This window comes from Nonomuraea roseoviolacea subsp. carminata (assembly GCF_024172185.1).
Taxonomy (GTDB): Bacteria; Actinomycetota; Actinomycetes; order Streptosporangiales; family Streptosporangiaceae; genus Nonomuraea; species Nonomuraea roseoviolacea.
On the sequence record NZ_JAMZEC010000001.1, the window covers coordinates 4,485,107 to 4,502,929 of the forward strand.

Annotated in this window: 18 protein-coding genes; 6 read left to right on the forward strand and 12 right to left on the reverse strand. The window is 73.5% G+C overall.

Annotated features, from left to right (window positions below; all coding sequences use genetic code 11):
- Positions 1–49: 49 nt before the first annotated feature.
- Positions 50–1,738: an alpha-amylase family protein gene (locus HD595_RS20990; protein ID WP_253771522.1), complete on the forward strand. Its 1,689-nt coding sequence runs from the start codon at positions 50–52 to the stop codon at positions 1,736–1,738.
- 4 nt (positions 1,739–1,742) lie between these two features.
- Here the strand turns inward: HD595_RS20990 and HD595_RS20995 are convergent, their stop codons facing one another.
- From HD595_RS20995 to HD595_RS21010, 4 genes are all read right to left on the reverse strand, one after another.
- Complete coding sequence (locus HD595_RS20995; protein WP_253771524.1) at positions 1,743–2,483, reverse strand: cytochrome d ubiquinol oxidase subunit II; 741 nt, start codon at positions 2,481–2,483, stop codon at positions 1,743–1,745.
- A gap of 51 nt (positions 2,484–2,534) precedes the next feature.
- Positions 2,535–3,791 carry a cytochrome ubiquinol oxidase subunit I gene (locus tag HD595_RS21000; RefSeq protein ID WP_253771526.1) on the reverse strand — a complete coding sequence of 419 codons (1,257 nt, stop codon included), beginning with the start codon at positions 3,789–3,791 and terminating at the stop codon, positions 2,535–2,537.
- A 121-nt stretch (positions 3,792–3,912) separates the two neighbouring features.
- Positions 3,913–4,581, reverse strand: coding sequence for a response regulator transcription factor (locus tag HD595_RS21005; protein WP_253771528.1), 669 nt, complete (start codon positions 4,579–4,581; stop codon positions 3,913–3,915).
- A 41-nt stretch (positions 4,582–4,622) separates the two neighbouring features.
- Positions 4,623–5,741 carry a sensor histidine kinase gene (locus tag HD595_RS21010; RefSeq protein WP_253771530.1) on the reverse strand — a complete coding sequence of 373 codons (1,119 nt, stop codon included), beginning with the start codon at positions 5,739–5,741 and terminating at the stop codon, positions 4,623–4,625.
- A gap of 92 nt (positions 5,742–5,833) precedes the next feature.
- On the opposite strand from HD595_RS21010, the gene HD595_RS21015 reads away from it, so the two are divergent.
- The gene (locus HD595_RS21015; protein ID WP_175594828.1) at positions 5,834–6,046 is read left to right on the forward strand and encodes a hypothetical protein; all 213 of its coding nucleotides are present in this window, start codon (positions 5,834–5,836) and stop codon (positions 6,044–6,046) included.
- Positions 6,047–6,063: 17 nt separating this feature from the next.
- Here HD595_RS21015 and HD595_RS21020 read toward each other — a convergent pair whose 3' ends face one another.
- Complete coding sequence (locus HD595_RS21020; RefSeq protein ID WP_253771532.1) at positions 6,064–7,095, reverse strand: fatty acid desaturase family protein; 1,032 nt, start codon at positions 7,093–7,095, stop codon at positions 6,064–6,066.
- Positions 7,096–7,243: 148 nt separating this feature from the next.
- On the opposite strand from HD595_RS21020, the gene HD595_RS21025 reads away from it, so the two are divergent.
- Positions 7,244–8,563 (forward strand): FAD-dependent monooxygenase, encoded by a 1,320-nt coding sequence (locus tag HD595_RS21025; protein WP_253771534.1) that lies wholly within the window; start codon positions 7,244–7,246, stop codon positions 8,561–8,563.
- Here the strand turns inward: HD595_RS21025 and HD595_RS21030 are convergent.
- Positions 8,488–11,913, reverse strand: coding sequence for an AfsR/SARP family transcriptional regulator (locus HD595_RS21030; RefSeq protein ID WP_253771536.1), 3,426 nt, complete (start codon positions 11,911–11,913; stop codon positions 8,488–8,490). The two genes, HD595_RS21025 and HD595_RS21030, sit on opposite strands and share 76 nt — an antisense overlap.
- Positions 11,914–11,983: 70 nt before the next feature.
- Positions 11,984–13,234 carry an FAD-dependent oxidoreductase gene (locus HD595_RS21035; protein WP_253771538.1) on the reverse strand — a complete coding sequence of 417 codons (1,251 nt, stop codon included), beginning with the start codon at positions 13,232–13,234 and terminating at the stop codon, positions 11,984–11,986.
- A gap of 64 nt (positions 13,235–13,298) precedes the next feature.
- On the opposite strand from HD595_RS21035, the gene HD595_RS21040 reads away from it, so the two are divergent.
- Positions 13,299–13,889, forward strand: a complete 591-nt coding sequence (locus tag HD595_RS21040) for a TetR/AcrR family transcriptional regulator (RefSeq protein WP_253771540.1) — start codon at positions 13,299–13,301, stop codon at positions 13,887–13,889.
- 10 nt (positions 13,890–13,899) lie between these two features.
- Here the strand turns inward: HD595_RS21040 and HD595_RS21045 are convergent, their stop codons facing one another.
- Positions 13,900–14,838 carry a beta-ketoacyl-ACP synthase 3 gene (locus tag HD595_RS21045; protein ID WP_253771542.1) on the reverse strand — a complete coding sequence of 313 codons (939 nt, stop codon included), beginning with the start codon at positions 14,836–14,838 and terminating at the stop codon, positions 13,900–13,902.
- 88 nt (positions 14,839–14,926) lie between these two features.
- Between HD595_RS21045 and HD595_RS21050 the strand changes: the two genes are divergently transcribed.
- Positions 14,927–15,544 carry a TetR/AcrR family transcriptional regulator gene (locus HD595_RS21050; protein WP_253771544.1) on the forward strand — a complete coding sequence of 206 codons (618 nt, stop codon included), beginning with the start codon at positions 14,927–14,929 and terminating at the stop codon, positions 15,542–15,544.
- On the opposite strand, the gene HD595_RS21055 is transcribed toward HD595_RS21050, so the two are convergent.
- The gene (locus HD595_RS21055; protein ID WP_253771545.1) at positions 15,505–15,774 is read right to left on the reverse strand and encodes a hypothetical protein; all 270 of its coding nucleotides are present in this window, start codon (positions 15,772–15,774) and stop codon (positions 15,505–15,507) included. The genes HD595_RS21050 and HD595_RS21055 overlap by 40 nt on opposite strands.
- Before the next feature lie 173 nt (positions 15,775–15,947).
- Between HD595_RS21055 and HD595_RS21060 the strand changes: the two genes are divergently transcribed.
- On the forward strand, positions 15,948–16,463 hold the full coding sequence (locus tag HD595_RS21060; protein ID WP_253771547.1) for a GNAT family N-acetyltransferase: 516 nt from the start codon (positions 15,948–15,950) through the stop codon (positions 16,461–16,463).
- Between the two features lie 5 nt (positions 16,464–16,468).
- Here HD595_RS21060 and HD595_RS21065 read toward each other — a convergent pair whose 3' ends face one another.
- From HD595_RS21065 to HD595_RS21075, 3 genes are all read right to left on the reverse strand, one after another.
- Positions 16,469–16,681, reverse strand: a complete 213-nt coding sequence (locus HD595_RS21065) for a hypothetical protein (RefSeq protein ID WP_175594816.1) — start codon at positions 16,679–16,681, stop codon at positions 16,469–16,471.
- A 120-nt stretch (positions 16,682–16,801) separates the two neighbouring features.
- Positions 16,802–17,134 (reverse strand): DUF3140 domain-containing protein, encoded by a 333-nt coding sequence (locus HD595_RS21070; RefSeq protein WP_253771549.1) that lies wholly within the window; start codon positions 17,132–17,134, stop codon positions 16,802–16,804.
- 28 nt (positions 17,135–17,162) lie between these two features.
- Positions 17,163–17,819, reverse strand: coding sequence for a response regulator (locus tag HD595_RS21075; RefSeq protein WP_308211200.1), 657 nt, complete (start codon positions 17,817–17,819; stop codon positions 17,163–17,165).
- Between the last annotated feature and the right edge of the window lie 4 nt (positions 17,820–17,823).

Sequence of the window (17,823 nt, forward strand, 5' to 3'; positions counted from 1 at the left end):
CCCGGGAGAGGCCGGGCATTCCGGGCGATCCTCTGGGTAAAGGCGGCCCATGCGACTGACGTACACCTCGGATCTGTGGTGGAAGAACGCCGTCATCTACTGCCTGGACGTGGAGACGTACAAGGACGGCAACGGTGACGGCATCGGCGACTTCCGCGGGCTGACGCAGCAGATCGACTACCTGGCGGGCCTGGGGGTGACGTGCCTGTGGCTCATGCCGTTCTACCCCACCCCCAACAAGGACGACGGCTACGACATCACGGACTTCTACGCCATCGACCCCCGGCTCGGCACGCTCGGCGACTTCGTGGAGTTCATGCGGACCGCTCACGACCGGGGGCTGCGAGTCATCGCGGACCTGGTCGTCAACCACACCTCCGACCAGCACCCGTGGTTCAAGGAGGCGCGCAAGAGCAAGGACTCGCCGCGCCGCGACTGGTACGTCTGGTCCGACAAGCCCGAGCCGGACGACCCGAGCATGGTGGTCTTCCCCGACAAGGAGAACAGCATCTGGCAGTACGACAAGGGGTCGGGCCAGTACTACCTGCACAGCTTCTACAAGCACCAGCCCGACCTGAACGTGGCCAACCCGGAGGTCCGTGACGAGATCGCGCGGATCCTCGGCTTCTGGATGGAGCTCGGGCTGTCGGGCTTCCGGGTGGACGCGGTGCCGTTCCTCATCGAGAACGTCGAGCCGAAGCTCGCCGACCCGCACGAGTTCCTGGCCGACCTGCGGGCCTTCATGACGCGGCGCAAGGGCGACTCGATCCTGCTCGGCGAGGTCAACGTGCCCTACAAGGAGCTGCTGGGCTACTTCGGCGACGGGCTGGGCGACCAGGTCACCATGTGCTTCGACTTCATCGGCATGCAGAGCGCCTGGCTGGCGCTGGCCAGGGGAGAGGCCGAGCCGCTGGCCGCGGCGCTCAAGGCGCGGCCCAGGCCGCCCAAGGACTGCCAGTGGGCGACGTTCCTGCGCAACCACGACGAGCTGACGCTGGACAAGCTCACCGACGAGGAGCGCCAGGAGATCTTCCAGGCGTTCGGCCCCGAGAAGGACATGCAGATCTTCGGCCGGGGGCTGCGCCGCCGGCTGCCCGCCATGCTCGGCGGCGACCTGCGGCGGATCAAGATGGCCTACAGCCTGCTCTTCTCGCTGCCTGGCACACCGGTGCTGTTCTACGGAGAGGAGATCGGCATGGGGGAGAACCTCGACGCCGAGGGCCGGATGGCGGTGCGCACCCCCATGCAGTGGTCGAGCGAGGGCGGCTTCACCATGGCCGAGCCGGTGCGGAAGATGCCGGACGGTCCCTTCGGGCCGGACCGCGTCAACGTGGCGGACCAGAAGCGCGAGACGGACTCCCTGCTGCGCTGGATCCAGCTCCTCATCGAGCGCTACCGCGAGTGCCCGGAGCTGGCCTGGGGCCGGCACACGGTGCTCGACCCGGGCACCCCGCACGTGCTGGCGCACCGCTGCGACGCCGACGGCGCGTCGGTGATCGCCCTGCACAACCTGGGCAGGACGGCCGAGGACGTGGAGCTGAAGCTGGACGGCCTGGAGAACTACCGGCTCACCGACCTGCTCGTGGACGGCACCACCGAGGTCTCGGACAAGGGGGTCGTGCGCCTGCCGCTCGGCCCGCACGGGTGCCGGTGGCTGCGTGCCTCGCCCGCCGAGGTGGCGCCGGAGGACGCCTCGGTGAAGTCGGACGACTCCTTCACCCATCCGCGCCGCAGATGAGCGCTCACAGGTAGGACGGGCCGGTCACCCGGTGCCGGAAGGTCCACCAGACCCACGCCTGCGCGGCGACCAGCAGCGGCGTCACCACGAGGATCACCGGGGTGAGCAGCGACGCCGTGGGACCGGCCGTCAGCGGCAGCCGCAGCCCGCCCAGCACCCCGACCACCACGAGCGCGGCGGCGGTCAGCGCGTACGTGCGCGCCTCGCCGGAGCCCCCGGACAGCACGGCGGCCCGCCGCCGCAGCTCGCCGCGCAGCCGCAGCGCGGCGAAGGCCAGCCCGTGCGCGCCGAGCACCACCGCCACCAGCAGGGCGGGCAGCAGCGCGACCGGCCCGCGCAGGCCGAGCAGCACGTCGCTGAGCAGCACCCCCAGGCTCAGCGCCAGTCCCCAGCTCCCGGCGACGATCGCGCCGTCCCAGAAGCCCCGCCAGCGGACGCCGGGCACCCGGCCCCGCAGCCACAACCCCATGTCGCGCACCACCCATGACAGCAGCAGCGGCACCACCACCGCGACGTTGCCGCTGAGCAGCTCGCCCTCCAGCTCGGGGAAGAGCCCCGCGAGCACCCCCGCCATGGCCACCAGCCACACCTCGTTGCCGAGGAAGAACGGCGCGATCGCGGCGATCACCTCGCGCCGCTCGCCCGCGCCGCGGCCGAGGTACGGCAACGCCATGCCGACGCCGATGTCGGCGCCGCCCAGGACGAGGTAGCCGAGCGCGAAGAAGGCCAGGACGAAGATCTCCATGACGGGACTCCTCAGAGGTCCTCGAAGGGACGGGGCAGGGCAGGCCGGTCCTCAGAGGGACAGGGCGGGTTCGGTGGGTGGGGCGTCGAGCGGCCGGTCGCCCAGCGTCACCGCGTCCGGCCCGCGCCGGGCGGCCCGGGCCAGCAGGAGGTAGTTGGTCACGATCAGCGCGGCGAACACGGTCACGAACGCGGTCAGCGAGACCCGCATCTGCGCCCCCGTGAGCGGCGACATCGCCTGCTCCGTGGTCAGCAGGCCGTACACCGCCCAGGGCTGGCGGCCCATCTCGCGAAACACCCAGCCGCCCAGCATGGCCACGAACGGCACCGGGATCATCAGGGTCAGCAGCCGGTGCCACACCCGCAGGCTCCGCACGGCGGGCCGGATGAGCATGAGCACGGCGCTCAGCCCGGAGAAGAAGAACATCACCGCGAAGGCGATCAGCATCGTCAGGGCGCCGGTCTGCACCCAGCCGGCCGGCGGCAGGTAGTCGCCGGGGCCGTGGGCGGCGGCCAGCTCGGCCTGCGCCGCGGCGATGCGCGCGGCGTCCCCGCTCCACACGGCGGCCTTGGCCGGCTGGAGCGTCTCGAAGCCGATCCCGCCGAACGTCGCGGTGAACAGGGTCGCGGGCAGTGCGACGCCGATCCCGATCCGCAGCGACTTGCGGAACAGGTCCTGCTCGGCGGTGCGCCTGCGCAGGTGGTACGCGCTGACCCCGGCCACGAAGAAGCCGCCCGTGACCATGGCGCCGCCGAGCACGTGGAAGAACGCGACCTGGGCGGTGGGGTTGGCGACCATCGCGCCGAAGTCGGTCAGCCGCAGCACGCCGCCGGCCCGCTCGTAGCCGACCGGGTGCTGCAGGAAGCCGTTGGAGACGAGGATCCAGAACGCCGAGGCGTACGCCGTGAGCGTCACGACCCAGATCGCCGCCAGGTGGGCCCACCGGTTCAGCTTGTTCCAGCCGAAGATCCACAGCCCCAGGAACGTGGACTCCAGGAAGAAGGCCACCAGCGTCTCGATCGCCAGCGAGGCGCCGAAGGTGTTGCCCGCGAACTCCGTCAGCCCGCTCCACGTCAGCCCGAGCTGGAACTCCATGACGAGGCCGGTGGCGATGCCCATCGCGTAGTTGATGATGTAGAGCTGCCCCCAGAACCTGGTCATCCGCAGGTGGACCGGGTTGCGGGTGAGCGTCGCCCAGGTCTGCACGACGGCCACCAGCGTCGCGAGACCGAGGGTCAGCGCGACGAACAGGAAGTGCGCCCCGGCGGTGAGGGCGAACTGCAGGCGGGCGAGGTCCACGGTTTCCATGGCTCACGATCCTGCGGTGACGGTTCGCCGCGCGGCGTCATGCCCGCGCGGGCACCTGGCGTACTCCGCCGGGTGACAGGGGGCGCTGGACGTACCACCCGGGAGGTACGCGCCCCGGGGGTCAGGGCGTCAGCCAGCCCGGGGTGATCATGCCCGCCTCGTAGGCCATCACCACGAGCTGGGCCCGGTCGCGCGCGCCCAGCTTGGTCATGATGCGGCTGACGTGGGTCTTGGACGTGGCGGGGCTGAGCACGAGCCGGGCCGCGATCTCGTCGTTGGACAGGCCGGCCGCCACCAGTGTCATGACCTCGCGCTCGCGCTCGGTCAGGGCGTTGAGCTGTGGTCCCGGCTCGGGCCGCCGCACGCGGCCGGCGAACTCGGCGATGAGCCGGCGGGTGATGGCGGGGGCGATCAGCGCGTCGCCGCGGGCCACGACCCGCACGGCGTGGATCAGCTCGGCCGGCTCGGTGTCCTTGACCAGGAAGCCGCTCGCGCCCGACCGCAGCGCCCCGTACACGTAGTCGTCGAGGTCGAACGTGGTCAGGATGATCACCTTGACGTCCGCCAGGCGGGGGTCGGCGACGATGCGGCGGGTGGCCTCCAGGCCGTCGAGGCGGGGCATGCGGATGTCCATGAGCACCACGTCGGGGCGGTGCCGCCCGGCCTGCTCCACCGCCTCGGCGCCGTCGGGGGCCTCGGCGACCACGTCGATGTCGTCCTCGTCGCTCAGGATGGAGCGGAATCCGGCGCGCACGAGGGTCTGGTCGTCGGCGAGCAGTACGCGGATCATCGAGCTCCGTTCGGGGTGGTGCCGTTCACGGCGGACAGGGGTCAGCCGCGCAGGGGGAGGTCGGCGACGACGCGGAAGCCGCCCTCGGGGCGGGGGCCCGCCTCCAGGGTGCCCCCCAGCGCGGCGGCGCGCTCACGCATGCCCAGCACGCCGAAGCCACTGCCCTCGGTGTACGTGGCCCCCGGGCCATCATCCTCCACCCGAATCACGAGATGTCCGGACTCGTTGGTGATGGTGAGCGTGGCCGCGTTCGTCCCGGAGTGCCGGGAGACGTTCGTCAGCGCCTCCCGGACGATGCGCGCCGCCGCCAGGTCGATCTCCGTGGGCACGTCGCCGAGCGGCCCCGACAGCTCGGTGCGCACCGACAGCCCCGTGGCGGCGACCAGCGCGTCCACGCGGGCCAGGCTGTCGGCCGGCCCGGTCGGCGCCGCCTCGTCCACCTGCCGCAGCACCCCGAGCGTGGTCCGCAGCTCGCGCAGTGTCTCCTTGCTCGTCTCCTTGATCGTGCGCAGGGCCGTCTCGGCCTCCTCGGGCCGCTTCTTCAGCCCGTGCAGCGCCGCCGCGGCCTGCACATTGATCATGGAGATGTTGTGGCCGAGCACGTCGTGCAGCTCGCGGGCGATGCGCAGCCGCTCCTCGCCGGCCCGCCGCCTGGCCTCCGCCTCCCTGCCGTGCTCGGCCTCCCGCGCCCGCCGCTCGGCCTCCTGGAGGTAGGCGCGGCGGTTGCGGGTGACGCCGCCGAACGCGATGCAGGCCACCACCCAGCCCATGATGGACAGGAACATGCTGTCGTCGATGTGCCGGACGTCGCCGCTCTCGCCGAAGCCGAGGGCCAGCAGCGCGGCGGCGCCCACCGCGCCGGCCGCGACCAGGTGGCCCCGGTCGGCGGTGGTGTAGAGCACGACGAACAGCAGGACCAGCAGGGGGCCGTCGAGCCGGGCGAACGGATAGTAGGCGACGACGGCCGCGGTGACGACGACCAGCGCCGCCACCGGGTGGCGCAGCCGCGCCAGTGTGGCGGCCCCGGCGGCCAGGGGCAGGATCAGGTCCAGCGCGTTCAGCGGCGGGTGCGGCCCGACCAGCGCCGTGACCAGCGTGACGCCGAGCACGACGGCGACCACGCCGACCGAGACGGGGGTGCCGGTCCGGGATTCGCGCATGGCCCCATTGTCCATGGGGGCCGCGGTGGCCCGGCCACCGGCGAGAGCCGACGGCGACGTGCGGGCGGCCTCCCGCTGGGTAGATCAGGAGGATGAGCACTGAGGATGAGCTGCGGCAGGTCGAGGAGGACCTGGTGCGGCTGCGCACGGAGAACAAGGAAGTCCGCCAGCAGATCGGCGAGCTCGGGGCGACCGACCCGATCGAGATCGGCTCCATGATCGCCATGGCGGACGACCAGGAGCAGCTGATCGCCGACCTGGAGCGGCGGCGCGACGAGCTGCGCCGCCGCCTCGGCCAGAACTGACCTCCGGGCTCACGGGCTCACGGGCTCGCGGAAGCCGCGCGCAGGGGGGCGCCGACGTCGTGCAGGTGCCGCAGCGCCTGGCCGTACGACTCCAGCACGCCCGTCTCCAGGTAGTCCACGCCGATGGACGCGCAGTAGTCGCGCACGATCGGCTGGGCGTGGCGCAGGTTGGGCGCCGGCATGTTCGGGAACAGATGGTGCTCGATCTGGTAGTTGAGCTGGCCGAACAGCACGTCGCGCAGCGGGCCGCCTCTGACGTTGCGCGAGGTCAGCACCTGCTTGCGCAGGAAGTCGAGCTTGTCGGCCTTGGTGAACATCGGCATGCCCTTGTGGTTCGGCGCGAACGTCGAGCCCAGGTAGAGGCCGAACAGCCCCTGGTGGACGAGCAGGAAGGCCACGGCCCTGACCGGCGACAACGTCGCGAACACGACGCCGAAGTAGGCCGCGAAGTGCGCCGTCAGCAGGGCCAGCTCGATCCAGCGCCGCTTGAGCTCCGGGTTGCCGAGCGCCCGGAAGCTGGCCACGTGCAGGTGCCACGCCTCCAGCGTGAGCAGCGGGAAGAACAGGAACGCCTGCCACCGCGCCACGAACCGCGGCAGCCCCCGGCTCCGCCCGACCTGGTCGGACGACCAGACGATGACCGCCGGCGACACGTCGGGGTCGTGGTCGTCGTGGTTGGGGTTGGCGTGGTGGCGGTTGTGCTTGGCGTTCCACCAGCCCCAGCCGAGGCCGATGCACAGGTCGCCGATCACGAGCCCCACGATGTCGCCCGGCCGGCGGGTCCGGAACACCTGGCGGTGCCCGAGGTCGTGGGCGAGGAAGCCGAACTGCGCGAACACCACGGCGAGCACCGCGGCGACGAGGAGTTGCAGCCATGAGTCGCCGGCCCACCAGAACAGGGCCCACGCCCCGGCGTAGGCGGCCACGGCCAGGCAGAACCGTACGGCGTAGTAGACCGGACGCCGGTCGAGCAGTCCGGCCTCCGCGATCCTCCTGGAGAGGCGCGCGAAGTCGCTGCCCCGCGTGTCGAGCGTGACTGGGTCGGCCACTGGTCTCCTCACTTAGCCGTGGAAAGATGTCACCCACATTCGCGTATTACGGCCCGGTACGGAAGCTCGTGTGCTGCCCGGCCGTGCCGCGGCGCCGTGACAGCGGGATGGCAGAGCCGTGGCAGAGCCCCCCTGCAAGGTGGGGGACATGACAAACGTGCTGATCGTCGGCTCCGGGCCGACGGGACTGACCCTGGGCATCGAGCTGGCCCGCCGCGGCGTCGCCTTCCGGATCGTGGAGCGCTCGTCCGGCCCCGCCGAGGGGGTGCGCGGCAAGGGGCTCCAGCCGCGGACGCTGGAGGTGTTCGACGACCTCGACGTCGTCGACGAGATCCTCGCCACCGGCGGCGCCTACCCGCCCCTCCGGAGCTACCAGGGCGAGCAGGTCGTCTGGGAGGGGCGGATGGACGAGCCGCGCGAGCCGTCCCCCGAGGTGCCGTACCCGAACCTCGTTATGCAGCCGCAGTGGCGCACCGAGCGGATCCTCCGCGACCGCCTCGCCGAGCTGGGCGGGCACGTCGAGTACGGCGCGGGCGTCACCGCCGTCGAGCAGGACGCCGAGGGCGTCACGGCCACGCTGGCCACCGGCGAGCGCGTCCGCTGCGCCCACCTCGTGGCCGCCGACGGCGGTCGCAGCACCGTGCGCAAGCTGCTCGGCGTCGGCTTCCTCGGGGACACCCACGAGAGCGACCGGACGGTGCTGGCGGACGTCAGGACCCGCGGCCTCGACCGGGACCACTGGCACCTGTGGGGCGACATGGCCGCCAAGGTGCTCCACGTGAGCCTGTGCCCGCTGCCCGGCACCGACGTGTTCCAGCTCGTCGCGCCCTACACCGGCGAGGACGACCCGCGCCGGATCCTGGCCGGGCACGCGCCGCACGTCACGCTGGACGAGGTGATCTGGCGCTCGGAGCACCGGGTCAACGTCCGGATGGCCGAGCGGTTCCGGATCGGCCGCGTCTTCCTCGCGGGCGACGCCGCGCACGTCCACTCGCCGGCGGGCGGCCAGGGCCTCAACACCGGCGTGCAGGACGCGTACAACCTCGGCTGGAAGCTCGCCCTCGGCGGGGAGCGGCTGCTCGACACCTACGAGCACGAGCGCATGGAGGTCGCCGCCGACGTGCTCGGCCTCAGCACGCGCCTGTACCGCGAACGCGAGCACAAGCGCGGCGGCGAGACCGACCAGCTCGCGATCGGCTACCCCGACAGCCCCCTGTCGGAGGGCGAGCGGGGCGGCGAGCGTCTCGGCGGGCATCTCGACGCGCAGCGCGGGACGCATTTCACGCTGTTCGCCGCGACCGGCCGCGACCACGGGGACGCGGTGCGCGTCCACCCGCCGCTCGACGGCCAGGAGGGCGTCGTCCTCGTGCGCCCCGACGGGTACATCGGCTATCACGGCGACGAGAGCGGGCTCAGCGCGTACCTCTCCGGGTGGGGGATCGCGGCGCCCCTGTCCAGCGCCCGTTGAAGGACGTCCTCGCCCAGGGCGTCACGGCAGCGGGCGAGCAGCTCGGTGTCCCCGGTCACGGCCCCGCCGCGCAGCGCCCGCGCGGCGCCGGCCAGCTCGGCGGCGAGCGGCGGGTCGCAGTGTTCGGCCGCGCCCTCCAGCACGGTCGCGCGGACCGTGCGGTCCGGCGAGGCGTCCATGAGCTCCAGGGCGCGGCGCAGCGGCGGCCAGGGGTCGGCCGACACGCGGGCGAGCTCGACGTGCACCAGCGCCTCGAACTGCGGGGGCGCGCCGTCCAGCAGCGTCAGGGCGGAGTGCAGCAGCCGGGCCGCCTCCTGTGGATCGCCCGACCGGCGGGCCAGCTCGGCCCGCGCGTGCAGCACCCGCGCCACCGCCAGGGGATCACCCTGCCGGAGCGCCTCCGGGTCGCCCTGCCGGAGCGCCCCCGGGTCGCCCTGCCCGAGCGCCCCCGGTTCGCCCTCCGTGGGCCCTTTCGGTTCGCCGTCCCGGAGGCTCCCCGGCGGGCGGCCGGCGGCGCGGCGGGCGAACTCCTCGGCCCGGGTCAGGGTGGCGGCGGCGCCGGCGAGGTCACCCGTGCGGGCCTGGAGGCGGCCCAGCCGGGCGAGGAAGAGGATCGGCCCCTGCGGCGCCTCCAGCCCGGCGATCTCCCCGGCCAGCCGCGCGCCCTCCATGGCGAGGGCGATGGCCCGCGCGTCGTCGCCCTGGTTCTCGGCGTCCAGCGACAGCCAGTGCAGCGCGTACGACAGCCCCCACCGGTCGCCGGTCTCCCGGAACCCGGCCAGCGCCGCCCGCAGCGGCTCGCCGGCCTCGGCGGCCGCCCCGAACTCGAACCGCGTGAGCCCGCGCATGAGCTGGGCCGCGGCCCTGGTCCACGGGTCGGGGTGGTCGCGCAGCCGCTCGGCGGTCGCCTCGGCGAGCTCCACGACGTCGGGCGGCGGGACCGGCATCAACGCGAACGAGGCCACCGCCGCGGGATGGTCCGAGAGCCGTACGGCGTCGTCCGCCGGGTCGTCTGCCGGGTCGCCCGCCCCGTCGCCCGCTGGGTCGCGCGACCGGTCGTCCGCCGGGGCGCGCGTTGGGGTGCCCGTGATCAGCCGGCAGAGCCCGTGGGCCAGCTCCCGGCCCGCCGGCGGCGTGCCGCCCACCCGCGCCAGCACCTCCGCCGCCCACCCGGCCGCCTCCGCGCGCCGTCCCCGGATGCTCCACGGCCACAGCCGGGCCAGGAAGAGCCGGAGCGGGTCGTCGGTGCGTTCGAGGGCGGCGTCCAGGTTGCCCTGCTCGGCGTCCAGCACGGCCAGCCAGTGGAGCTGCCCGCCGGTCCGCAGTCCGGGACCGGCCTCCTCGGCCAGCAGCGTGTAGTACCGCGCGTGGGCGCGACGCACGTCGGGCAGGTCGGCGGCGGCGTACTGCCTGATGGTCTCCAGCATCGTGTAGCGGTCGCCGGACAGGCCGATGAGCGACTTGTCCACCAACGACGCCGGCACGTCGAGCACGTCGCCACCGCCTTCGCCGCCGCCTTCGCCGCTTGCGCCGCCGTCGCGGCCCCTGTCGCCTTCGCCGGCCTTGCCGTACCCCGCGCCGTACCTTGCGCCGTCCGCCTTGCCGTACCCCGCGCCGTCCTCCTTGCCGTGTGACGCGACTCGCGGCCCGCAGACCCGTACGACGGCGTCCGCGCTCGCGCCGCCCGCGAACACCGTGAACGCGCGCAGCAGCTCCCTCTCCGCGTCCGACAGCAGCTCCCAGCTCCAGTCGATGACCGCGCGCAGCGTGCGGTGCCGCGGCTCGGCGGTCCGGCCGCCGCGGAAGGCGAGCCGGTCGCCGAGCCCGCGCACGAGCTGCGCGACGGGCATGGTCCGCAGCCGGGCAGCGGCCAGCTCGATGGCCAGCGGCACGCCGTCGAGCTCGCGGCAGATCCGGGCCGCGTCGCGGGCCTCGATCCGCGCGTCGGGCCGCGCCGCGGCGGCGCGGTCGCGGAACAGCTCCACGGCCGCCGCCTCCTCCAGCGGCAGCACCCGGTGGAGCGTCTCGCCGGGGATGTCCAGCGGCTCCCGGCTGGTGGCCAGGATCCTCAGCCCGGGGACCGCGCCGAGCAGCCGGTGCGCCTCCCGGGCGGCGTCCTCGACCAGGTGCTCGCAGTTGTCGAGCACGACCAGCGGATTGCGGGCGCCGCGCAGCGCCGTCACGGCGTCGGTCGTCCGCAGCGCGCCCTCGACCGCGGTGCGCACCGCTCCGGCGGCGGCCAGCTCGACCAGCCACACCGTGCCGTCGAACGTGTCGGCCGTCTCGACGGCCAGCCGAGTCTTGCCCGCCCCACCGGGGCCCACGAGCGTCACGAGCCGCGCGCCGTCGCCGGGTGTCGGGGCCGTGAGCAGGGCGCGGAGCCGGGAGAGGTCGTGCGACCTGCCCACGAAGCTCGTCATCCGGGCCGGCATCCGCCCGCCCGCGGGCTCCTCCACGGGCACGCCGCCGGGCGTTACCCGAGAGGCGCGGCCCGAGCTCACGTGGCCGGGGGCCGGGGCGGGCCTCTGGCGAGTGGTGCGGGTGTCGGCGGACCTCTCGGGAGTGGTGGGGGTGCCAATGGGGCTCTCCCTCGTGGCGCCGGTGCCGGCGGGCTCCTCGCGCAGTGCCGTCAGGTGTGCCTCGCGCAGCGCGGGTCCGGGGTCGGCGCCCAGTTCGTCGGCGAGGCCGGCCCGGGCCCGCTCGAACGCCTCCAGCGCCTCGCTTCGCCGCCCGGCCGCGACCAGCGCGCGGACGAGCAGCACATGGAACGGCTCCCGCACCGGGTGCTCGGCCACCAGCGCCCGCAGCTCGGCGACCACCTCCTCGACACCGCCTCCCGGATCGCCCGCCGGCGCCGCCTCGTGGCTCCTGCCCGGCCGCCCCGCCTGCGCCGTGTCGTCGTGCCGCGCCAGGTCGGCGGCGATGCGCGTGGCCAGGGCCGTCAGCCGCAGCTCCTCCAGCCGAGCCGCCGGTCCGGCCGCGAACGGCATCGCCGCCACGTCCGCGAGCGCCGCCCCCCGCCACAGTCGCAGGGCCGCCCGCGCCTCGCCGGCCCGTACGAGCCGTTCGAACTCCCACGCGTCCACCTCGGCGGCCGGCACGTCGAGCGCGTACCCGGCCGGATGCGAGGCCACGATCCCCGGCGCCTCGCGCCGCGTGCGGGACACCAGCGACTGCAACGCCGCCGTGGGATGCTCCGGCGCCGCCTCCGGCCACAGGTCGCCGATCAGCCGGTCGGCCGTCACCACGCGTCCGGGGTCCAGCGCCAGCCGCGCCAGCAGCGCCCGCACCCGGGCGCCCTTGACCGCGGCCCCCGCCACCTGGAGCGGCCCCAGGATCCCGATCCGCATCCTGTCCTCCCCCCGGCGGTCTCCGTCGTCGGGTCCCCATTCTCCCCGCCGCCCGCATGCCGGGGACACCCTAGGAGAACGCCTTCTCCTTCAGCCGGGGGAACCGCTGCGCCGTGCGCAGGAACGTCTTGAACCCGAGCCGCCCCAGCACGCTCTCGCCCACGAACTGCCGGGCCGCGTTCAGCGAGTCGCGCACGGCCGCGAAGCCGTACTCCCGCATCTGGTTCTCATACCAGGCGATGGCCTCCACGGTCTCGCGTCCGCTGGTCAGCGCCTGGAACAGCAGGCGGGCGTCGCGCAGCGCGGTGTTGGCGCCGATGCCGCGCATCGGCGTCATGCTGTGGATGGCGTCGCCGAGCAGGGTGATGGTGGAGGCGGGCCACGGGTCGATCGGGATCGAGGTGCGGATCGGCAGCAGGGAGACGGTGTCCGGGTCCGACATGGCGACCATCCGGCGCAGGTCCGGGTGCCAGGAGCCGATCATGCGCTCGACCGTGTCCCTGAGCCGCTCGCCGGACATCTCGGCGACGTCGCGGGGGAAGCGGCCCTGCCCCGCGCCGACCGCCCAGAGGATGTAGGCGCTGGTGTTGTCCATCAGCGCGCCGTCCTGCTCGGTCACGCCGATGCCGTCCACCGGGGCGAGCCCGGCCACGTCGTGCGGGGCCACGAACATGCCCATGCCCTTGGGCGGGATGATGCTGTTCGGCCCGTCGGACAGCCGGGGCGCGATGAGCCGCCGGGTCTCCTCCGTCAGCGGGAACTTGCCGGCCACGGTGGTGATGCCCGTGTCCACGCGCAGGGCGTGCGGGAGGTACTGCGCCCGCACGCGGGAGTTGCCGCCGTCGGCGGCGATCACCACGTCGGCCCGCGCGGTGGAGCCGTCGGCGAAGAAGAGCTCGGTCCGCCCGTCGGGCAGTCGCTCGTAGCGCTCGAAGGTCTTGCCGTAGCGCACCACGTCCTCCAGCCCGGACAGCAGCACCTGGCGCAGCGTGATGCGGCTGACGGAGTGGTGGTCGTCGGCCGGGTCGGCCGCCGGGGGCGTCTCGATCAGGGTGAGGAGGCCGAGCTGCTCGGTGAGGAAGCCGAAGTCCTGGCCGCCCCGACCGGTGGTGGCCAGGAACGCCCGCCACAGCTCGGGCGGCAGGCAGTCGTGGAGCGCGCGGGCGCCGTTCGGGTCGATGTGGACGCGGTAGCCCTGCACCCGGTCGCCGGGGGTGCGGTCCCGCTCGTAGACGGTCACGTTCTTGCCCGCCTTGCGCAGCCCCTGGGCCAGGCAGAGCCCGCCGATACCGCCGCCGATGATCGCGATGTCGTCTCTCATGAGAACGACTATCAACCTTACGGATGATTCTGTCAACCATCTGGATGGATGATAGTCTTCGGGAGTGAGACGAGCACCAGAGGAGAAGCAGCGCGACCCCGAGCGCACCAAGGCGCGCATCCTGGAGGCGGCGTTGCGGGAGTTCGCGGCCAAGGGGTTCGCCGGGGCTCGGGTGAGCGAGATCGCGGCCGGCGCCGGGGTCAACAAGCAGCTCATCTCGTACTACTTCGGCGGCAAGGAGGGCCTTTACCAGGCCCTGACGGGGAGCTGGCAGCGTGAGGAGGGGATGTTCGCCGACCCCGGCGCCACGCTGGCCGACCTCGTCGCCGGATACGTCCGGGCCAACTCCGCCCATCGCGACTACGGCCGGCTCATGGTCTGGCAGGGCCTCACCGACGACGGGCCGCCCGCCGCGGACATGGAGGAGGACTTCCGGCGCGAGGCCGAGCACCTGCGCCGCCGGCAGGAGGCGGGCGAGCTGCCGGCCGACGTCGACCCGCCCGCCGTGCTGCTCGCCCTGTTCGCCATGACCGCGGCCGGGGTGTCGTTCCCGCAGCTCGCGCGGGCGGTCACGGGGCTGGACCCGGCCTCGCCCGAGTTCGCCGCGTACTACGCGGAGCAGGTCGCGCGCCTGGTCGGCCACCTGCGCGGGTAGCTCTCCCGGGTCAGGGGCAGCGGACGACCATCCCCGCGTACGACAGGTTGCCGCCGAAGCCGAACAGCAGCATCGGCGCGCCGCGCCGCACCTGCCCGCGCTCCACCAGCTTGGACAGCGCCAGCGGCACGCTCGCCCCGGAGGTGTTGCCCGAGTCGACCACGTCGCGGGCCACGACCGCGTTGACCGCGCCGATGCGCTCGGCGATGGGCTCGATCATGCGCAGGTTCGCCTGGTGCAGGACCACGGCGGCCAGTTCCTCGGGCGCCACCCCGCCGCGCTCGCACGCCTGCCGGGCGATGGCGGGCAGCTTGGTGGTGGCCCAGCGGTAGACGGCCTGCCCCTCCTGGGCGAAGCGGGTGGGCGTGCCCCCGATGCGCACCGCGTCGCCCAGTTCGGGGAACGAGCCCCAGACGACCGGTCCGATCTCCGCCGCGGGCGCCGCGCTCACCACGGCGGCCCCGGCGCCGTCGCCGGTCAGCACGCACGTGGTGCGGTCGGTCCAGTCGGTGACCGCCGTCATCGTGTCGGCGCCGATGACCAGCGCGTGCCTGGCCGCGCCCGCGCGGATCGTGTGGTCGGCCACGGCCAGCGCGTGCGTGAAGCCCGAGCACGACACGCCCACGTCCATGACCGCCGCGCCCGGCACGCCGAGGCGGGCGGCGACGATGGCGGCCACGTTCGGCGCGCGGTCGAGCTGGGTGCAGGTCGCCACCAGCACGAGGTCGATGTCGGCGGCGTCCAGGCCGCCGGCGGCCAGCGCCTTGGCCGCGGCGTTCGCGGCCAGCTCCGGCACCCCCTCGCCGGGGGCGGAGACGTGGCGGGTGCGGATGCCCACCCGCTGGGTGATCCACTCGTCGCTGGTGTCCACCATGGCGGCGAGGTCGTCGTTGGTCAGCACCTTGGCGGGCTGGTAGTGGCCGGTGGCGACGATGCGCGATCCGTTCATGCCCGGCGACTATAGCAACCGAACGTTCGGACGCTAAAGTGGCCGCCATGGATTTCGTCCCGCGCCCCCGAACCCGCATGATGGGCCCATGAGCCCCCGCAGGTCCGTCGCCGACGCGCTCACCACCCGCTCCGCCATCCTCGACCGCTCCGTGGCCATCGCCTCCCTCGAAGGGCTGGAAGGTCTCACCATCGGCCGGCTCGCGACCGAGCTCGGCATGAGCAAGTCGGGCGTGCTCGGGCACTTCGGTTCCAAGGAGGCGCTCCAGCTCGCGGTGCTGGAGCGGGCGGGCGAGGTGTTCCGCGCCGAGGTGTGGGAGCCGGTCGTCACGGCCACGCCGGGGCTGCCGCGGCTGGCCGCCCTCTGCGAGGCGTGGATCTCCTACCTGGAACGCGAGGTGTTCCCCGGCGGCTGCTTCTTCGTGGCCGCCGCCCACGAGTTCGACGGGCGGGAGGGGGCGGTGCGGGACGCGATCGAGGTCCGCTTCGACGTCTGGGCCGCGCGGCTGCGCAAGGAGGCCGGGCGCGCGGTGGAGGCCGGGGACCTGCCGGGCGACACGGACCCCGCCGACCTGGCGTTCGAGCTGACGGGCCTGATCATGGCGCTCAACCACGCCCTCCAGTTGCACCGCGACCCGCGCGCCCCCGGCCGCGCCCGCCGCGCCGTTCAGGCCCGCCTGGGCCCGGTGCGTACGCCGGGCGCCTGAACCAGGGCGGGCGGCCAGGCAGGCGACGGGGACGACCGGCAGCACGTACCGGTGGTCGAAGTCGAGCACCGCGACCGGGCCGACCAGCAGGCCCGCCGCCACGGCAGCAGCGCCACGCCGGGCCGCCGCACCGCGGCCACCCCGCCCAGCAGGAGGATCACCCCCAGGAACGGGCCGCGCAGGTAGGCGGCGTACTGGTAGGCGATGAGGAAGTCCGCGTACGGCGACACCGACGACAGGCCGCGGACGCGATCACCTCGAAGCGCTGTCTGCGGTCATGGTGCGTCACGCTGCCTTCTCTCATCCGGTGGGTCCGACATCCCCTACCTGTCCGGACCCGCCAGATTGTTTCACCCCGATTCCTGGCGAATTTTCGCCGTCAGGTGAGCCCTAGGCTTCGCTCATGTCTTCTGATTTCATCGTCTTCCCGGCGACCCCGGCGCACGCCGACGCGATGGGCGAGATCCACGCGGAGGCATGGGCCGTCGCGTACCGGCCGTACTTCGCCCCGGCGTTCTTCGAGCAGGCGGTCGCGCACCGGCGCGGAAAGTGGCACGCCGTACTCGCCGACCCGGAATCCCAGGACACGGCGCTGCTCGCCGCCCGCCCCGGCGGGCGCCCCCTGGCGTACTCGTACTTCGGCGCCTCGCCGGAGCGGCCCGGCGATGTGGAGATCTTCGGCTTCTACAACCACCCGGAGGCATGGGGCAGCGGCGCGGCCGGCACGCTGATGGCGGCCACGCTCGACACCCTGCGCGCGCGAGGTTGCGGGCGCGCGCACCTGTGGACGCTGCGCGACACCGCGCAGTCGCGCCGCTTCTACGCCAAGAACGGCTTCACCGAGTCGGGCGCCACGCGAGGCCACGACTTCGGCGACGGCAACCCGATCGACCAGGTCGAGTACGAGATCACGCTCTGAGCTCGTCAGCCGGCCCGGAGGCGGTCGAAGAGCTGGAGCGCCGCCTGCCGCACGTCGTCGGGCGACAGCCCGTCCAGCGTCTGCCGGGCGTGGTCCGCGTCACGCGTCGTGGCCAGCGTGATGGCCACGGACGTCGCGGCGGTACGGTCCAGCGACCCGGCGGGCGCGGCGTCGGCCAGTTCCTGGGCGCTCGCGGCGAGGTCGAGGTTGTCTGTCAACGGGCCTCCTCGGATGCGTTCGGCACGGCCCATTGCACCATCTGTGGTCGTGTTCCATCCACCATTTGCTGATTCGCCACGACGAGTCGCCCCTTCGGCGCCTCTCCGGTGACGAGCCGGTCAGGTGGCGCGCAACGGGTCATGACCCACGGAGAGCTGGACCCGCCGTGCCTCGTCGTCCGTCCTGTTGTCCAGGGTCTCCACCAGTTCCACGACCTGGCGCATGGTGTCGAGGTCGTCCTTGGTGAGATCGGTCTTCCGCTTGGCCAGCACGTGCAGGACGCCGCGCCCCAGCTCGTCGAGCCCCAGGTCGCTCCTGGAAGGAAGGGTGACGTCCTCTTCGGCGGCGTCGGCCAGCAGGTGGGCCCGCAGCTCCTCGGAGGTCATGTTCACCACTCCGTGGAACTCCTCCCAGAGCAGGTCGGCGTCATAGTTCTCGGAGTCAACGCTCATACGGGCCGCCTACCCGCTCGTCTTCGCCTCACGCGCCCGGAACGGCCAGCCCGGACTCGTAGGCGGCGATGACGGCCTGGACCCGGTCGCGCAGGCCGAGCTTGGACAGCACGTTGCTGACGTGCGTCTTCACGGTGTGCTCGCTCACCACCATCGCCTCCGCGATCTCCGCGTTGGACAGCCCGCGGGCGATGAGCTGCAGGGTCTCGCGCTCCCTCGCGGTCAGGACGCCCAGCGCCTCGGCGGGCCGGGCGGCCGGGCGGGACGTGAACGCCGAGATCAGCCGCGTGGTGACCTGGGGCGCCAGCAGCGACTCGCCCCCGGCGACCACCCGCACGGCGTTGACCAGGTCGTCGCGGCGGACGTCCTTGAGCAGGAAGCCGCTGGCCCCGGCCCGCAGCGCGTCGTAGACGTAGTCGTCGTGGTCGAACGTCGTCAGCATGAGCACCCGGCAGCGGGCCTCCGCGCAGACGACGCGGGCCGCCTCGATGCCGTCCATGCGGGGCATGCGGATGTCGAGCAGGAGCACGTCGGGGTCGTGCTCGCGCACCGCCGCGACGGCCGCGGCGCCGTCGCCGGCCTCGGCGACCACGTCGATGTCCGGCTGGGCGTCGAGGATCATCGCGAAGCCGCCCCGGACCAGTTCCTGGTCGTCGGCCACCACGATCCTGATGCGGTCGCTCACGGTC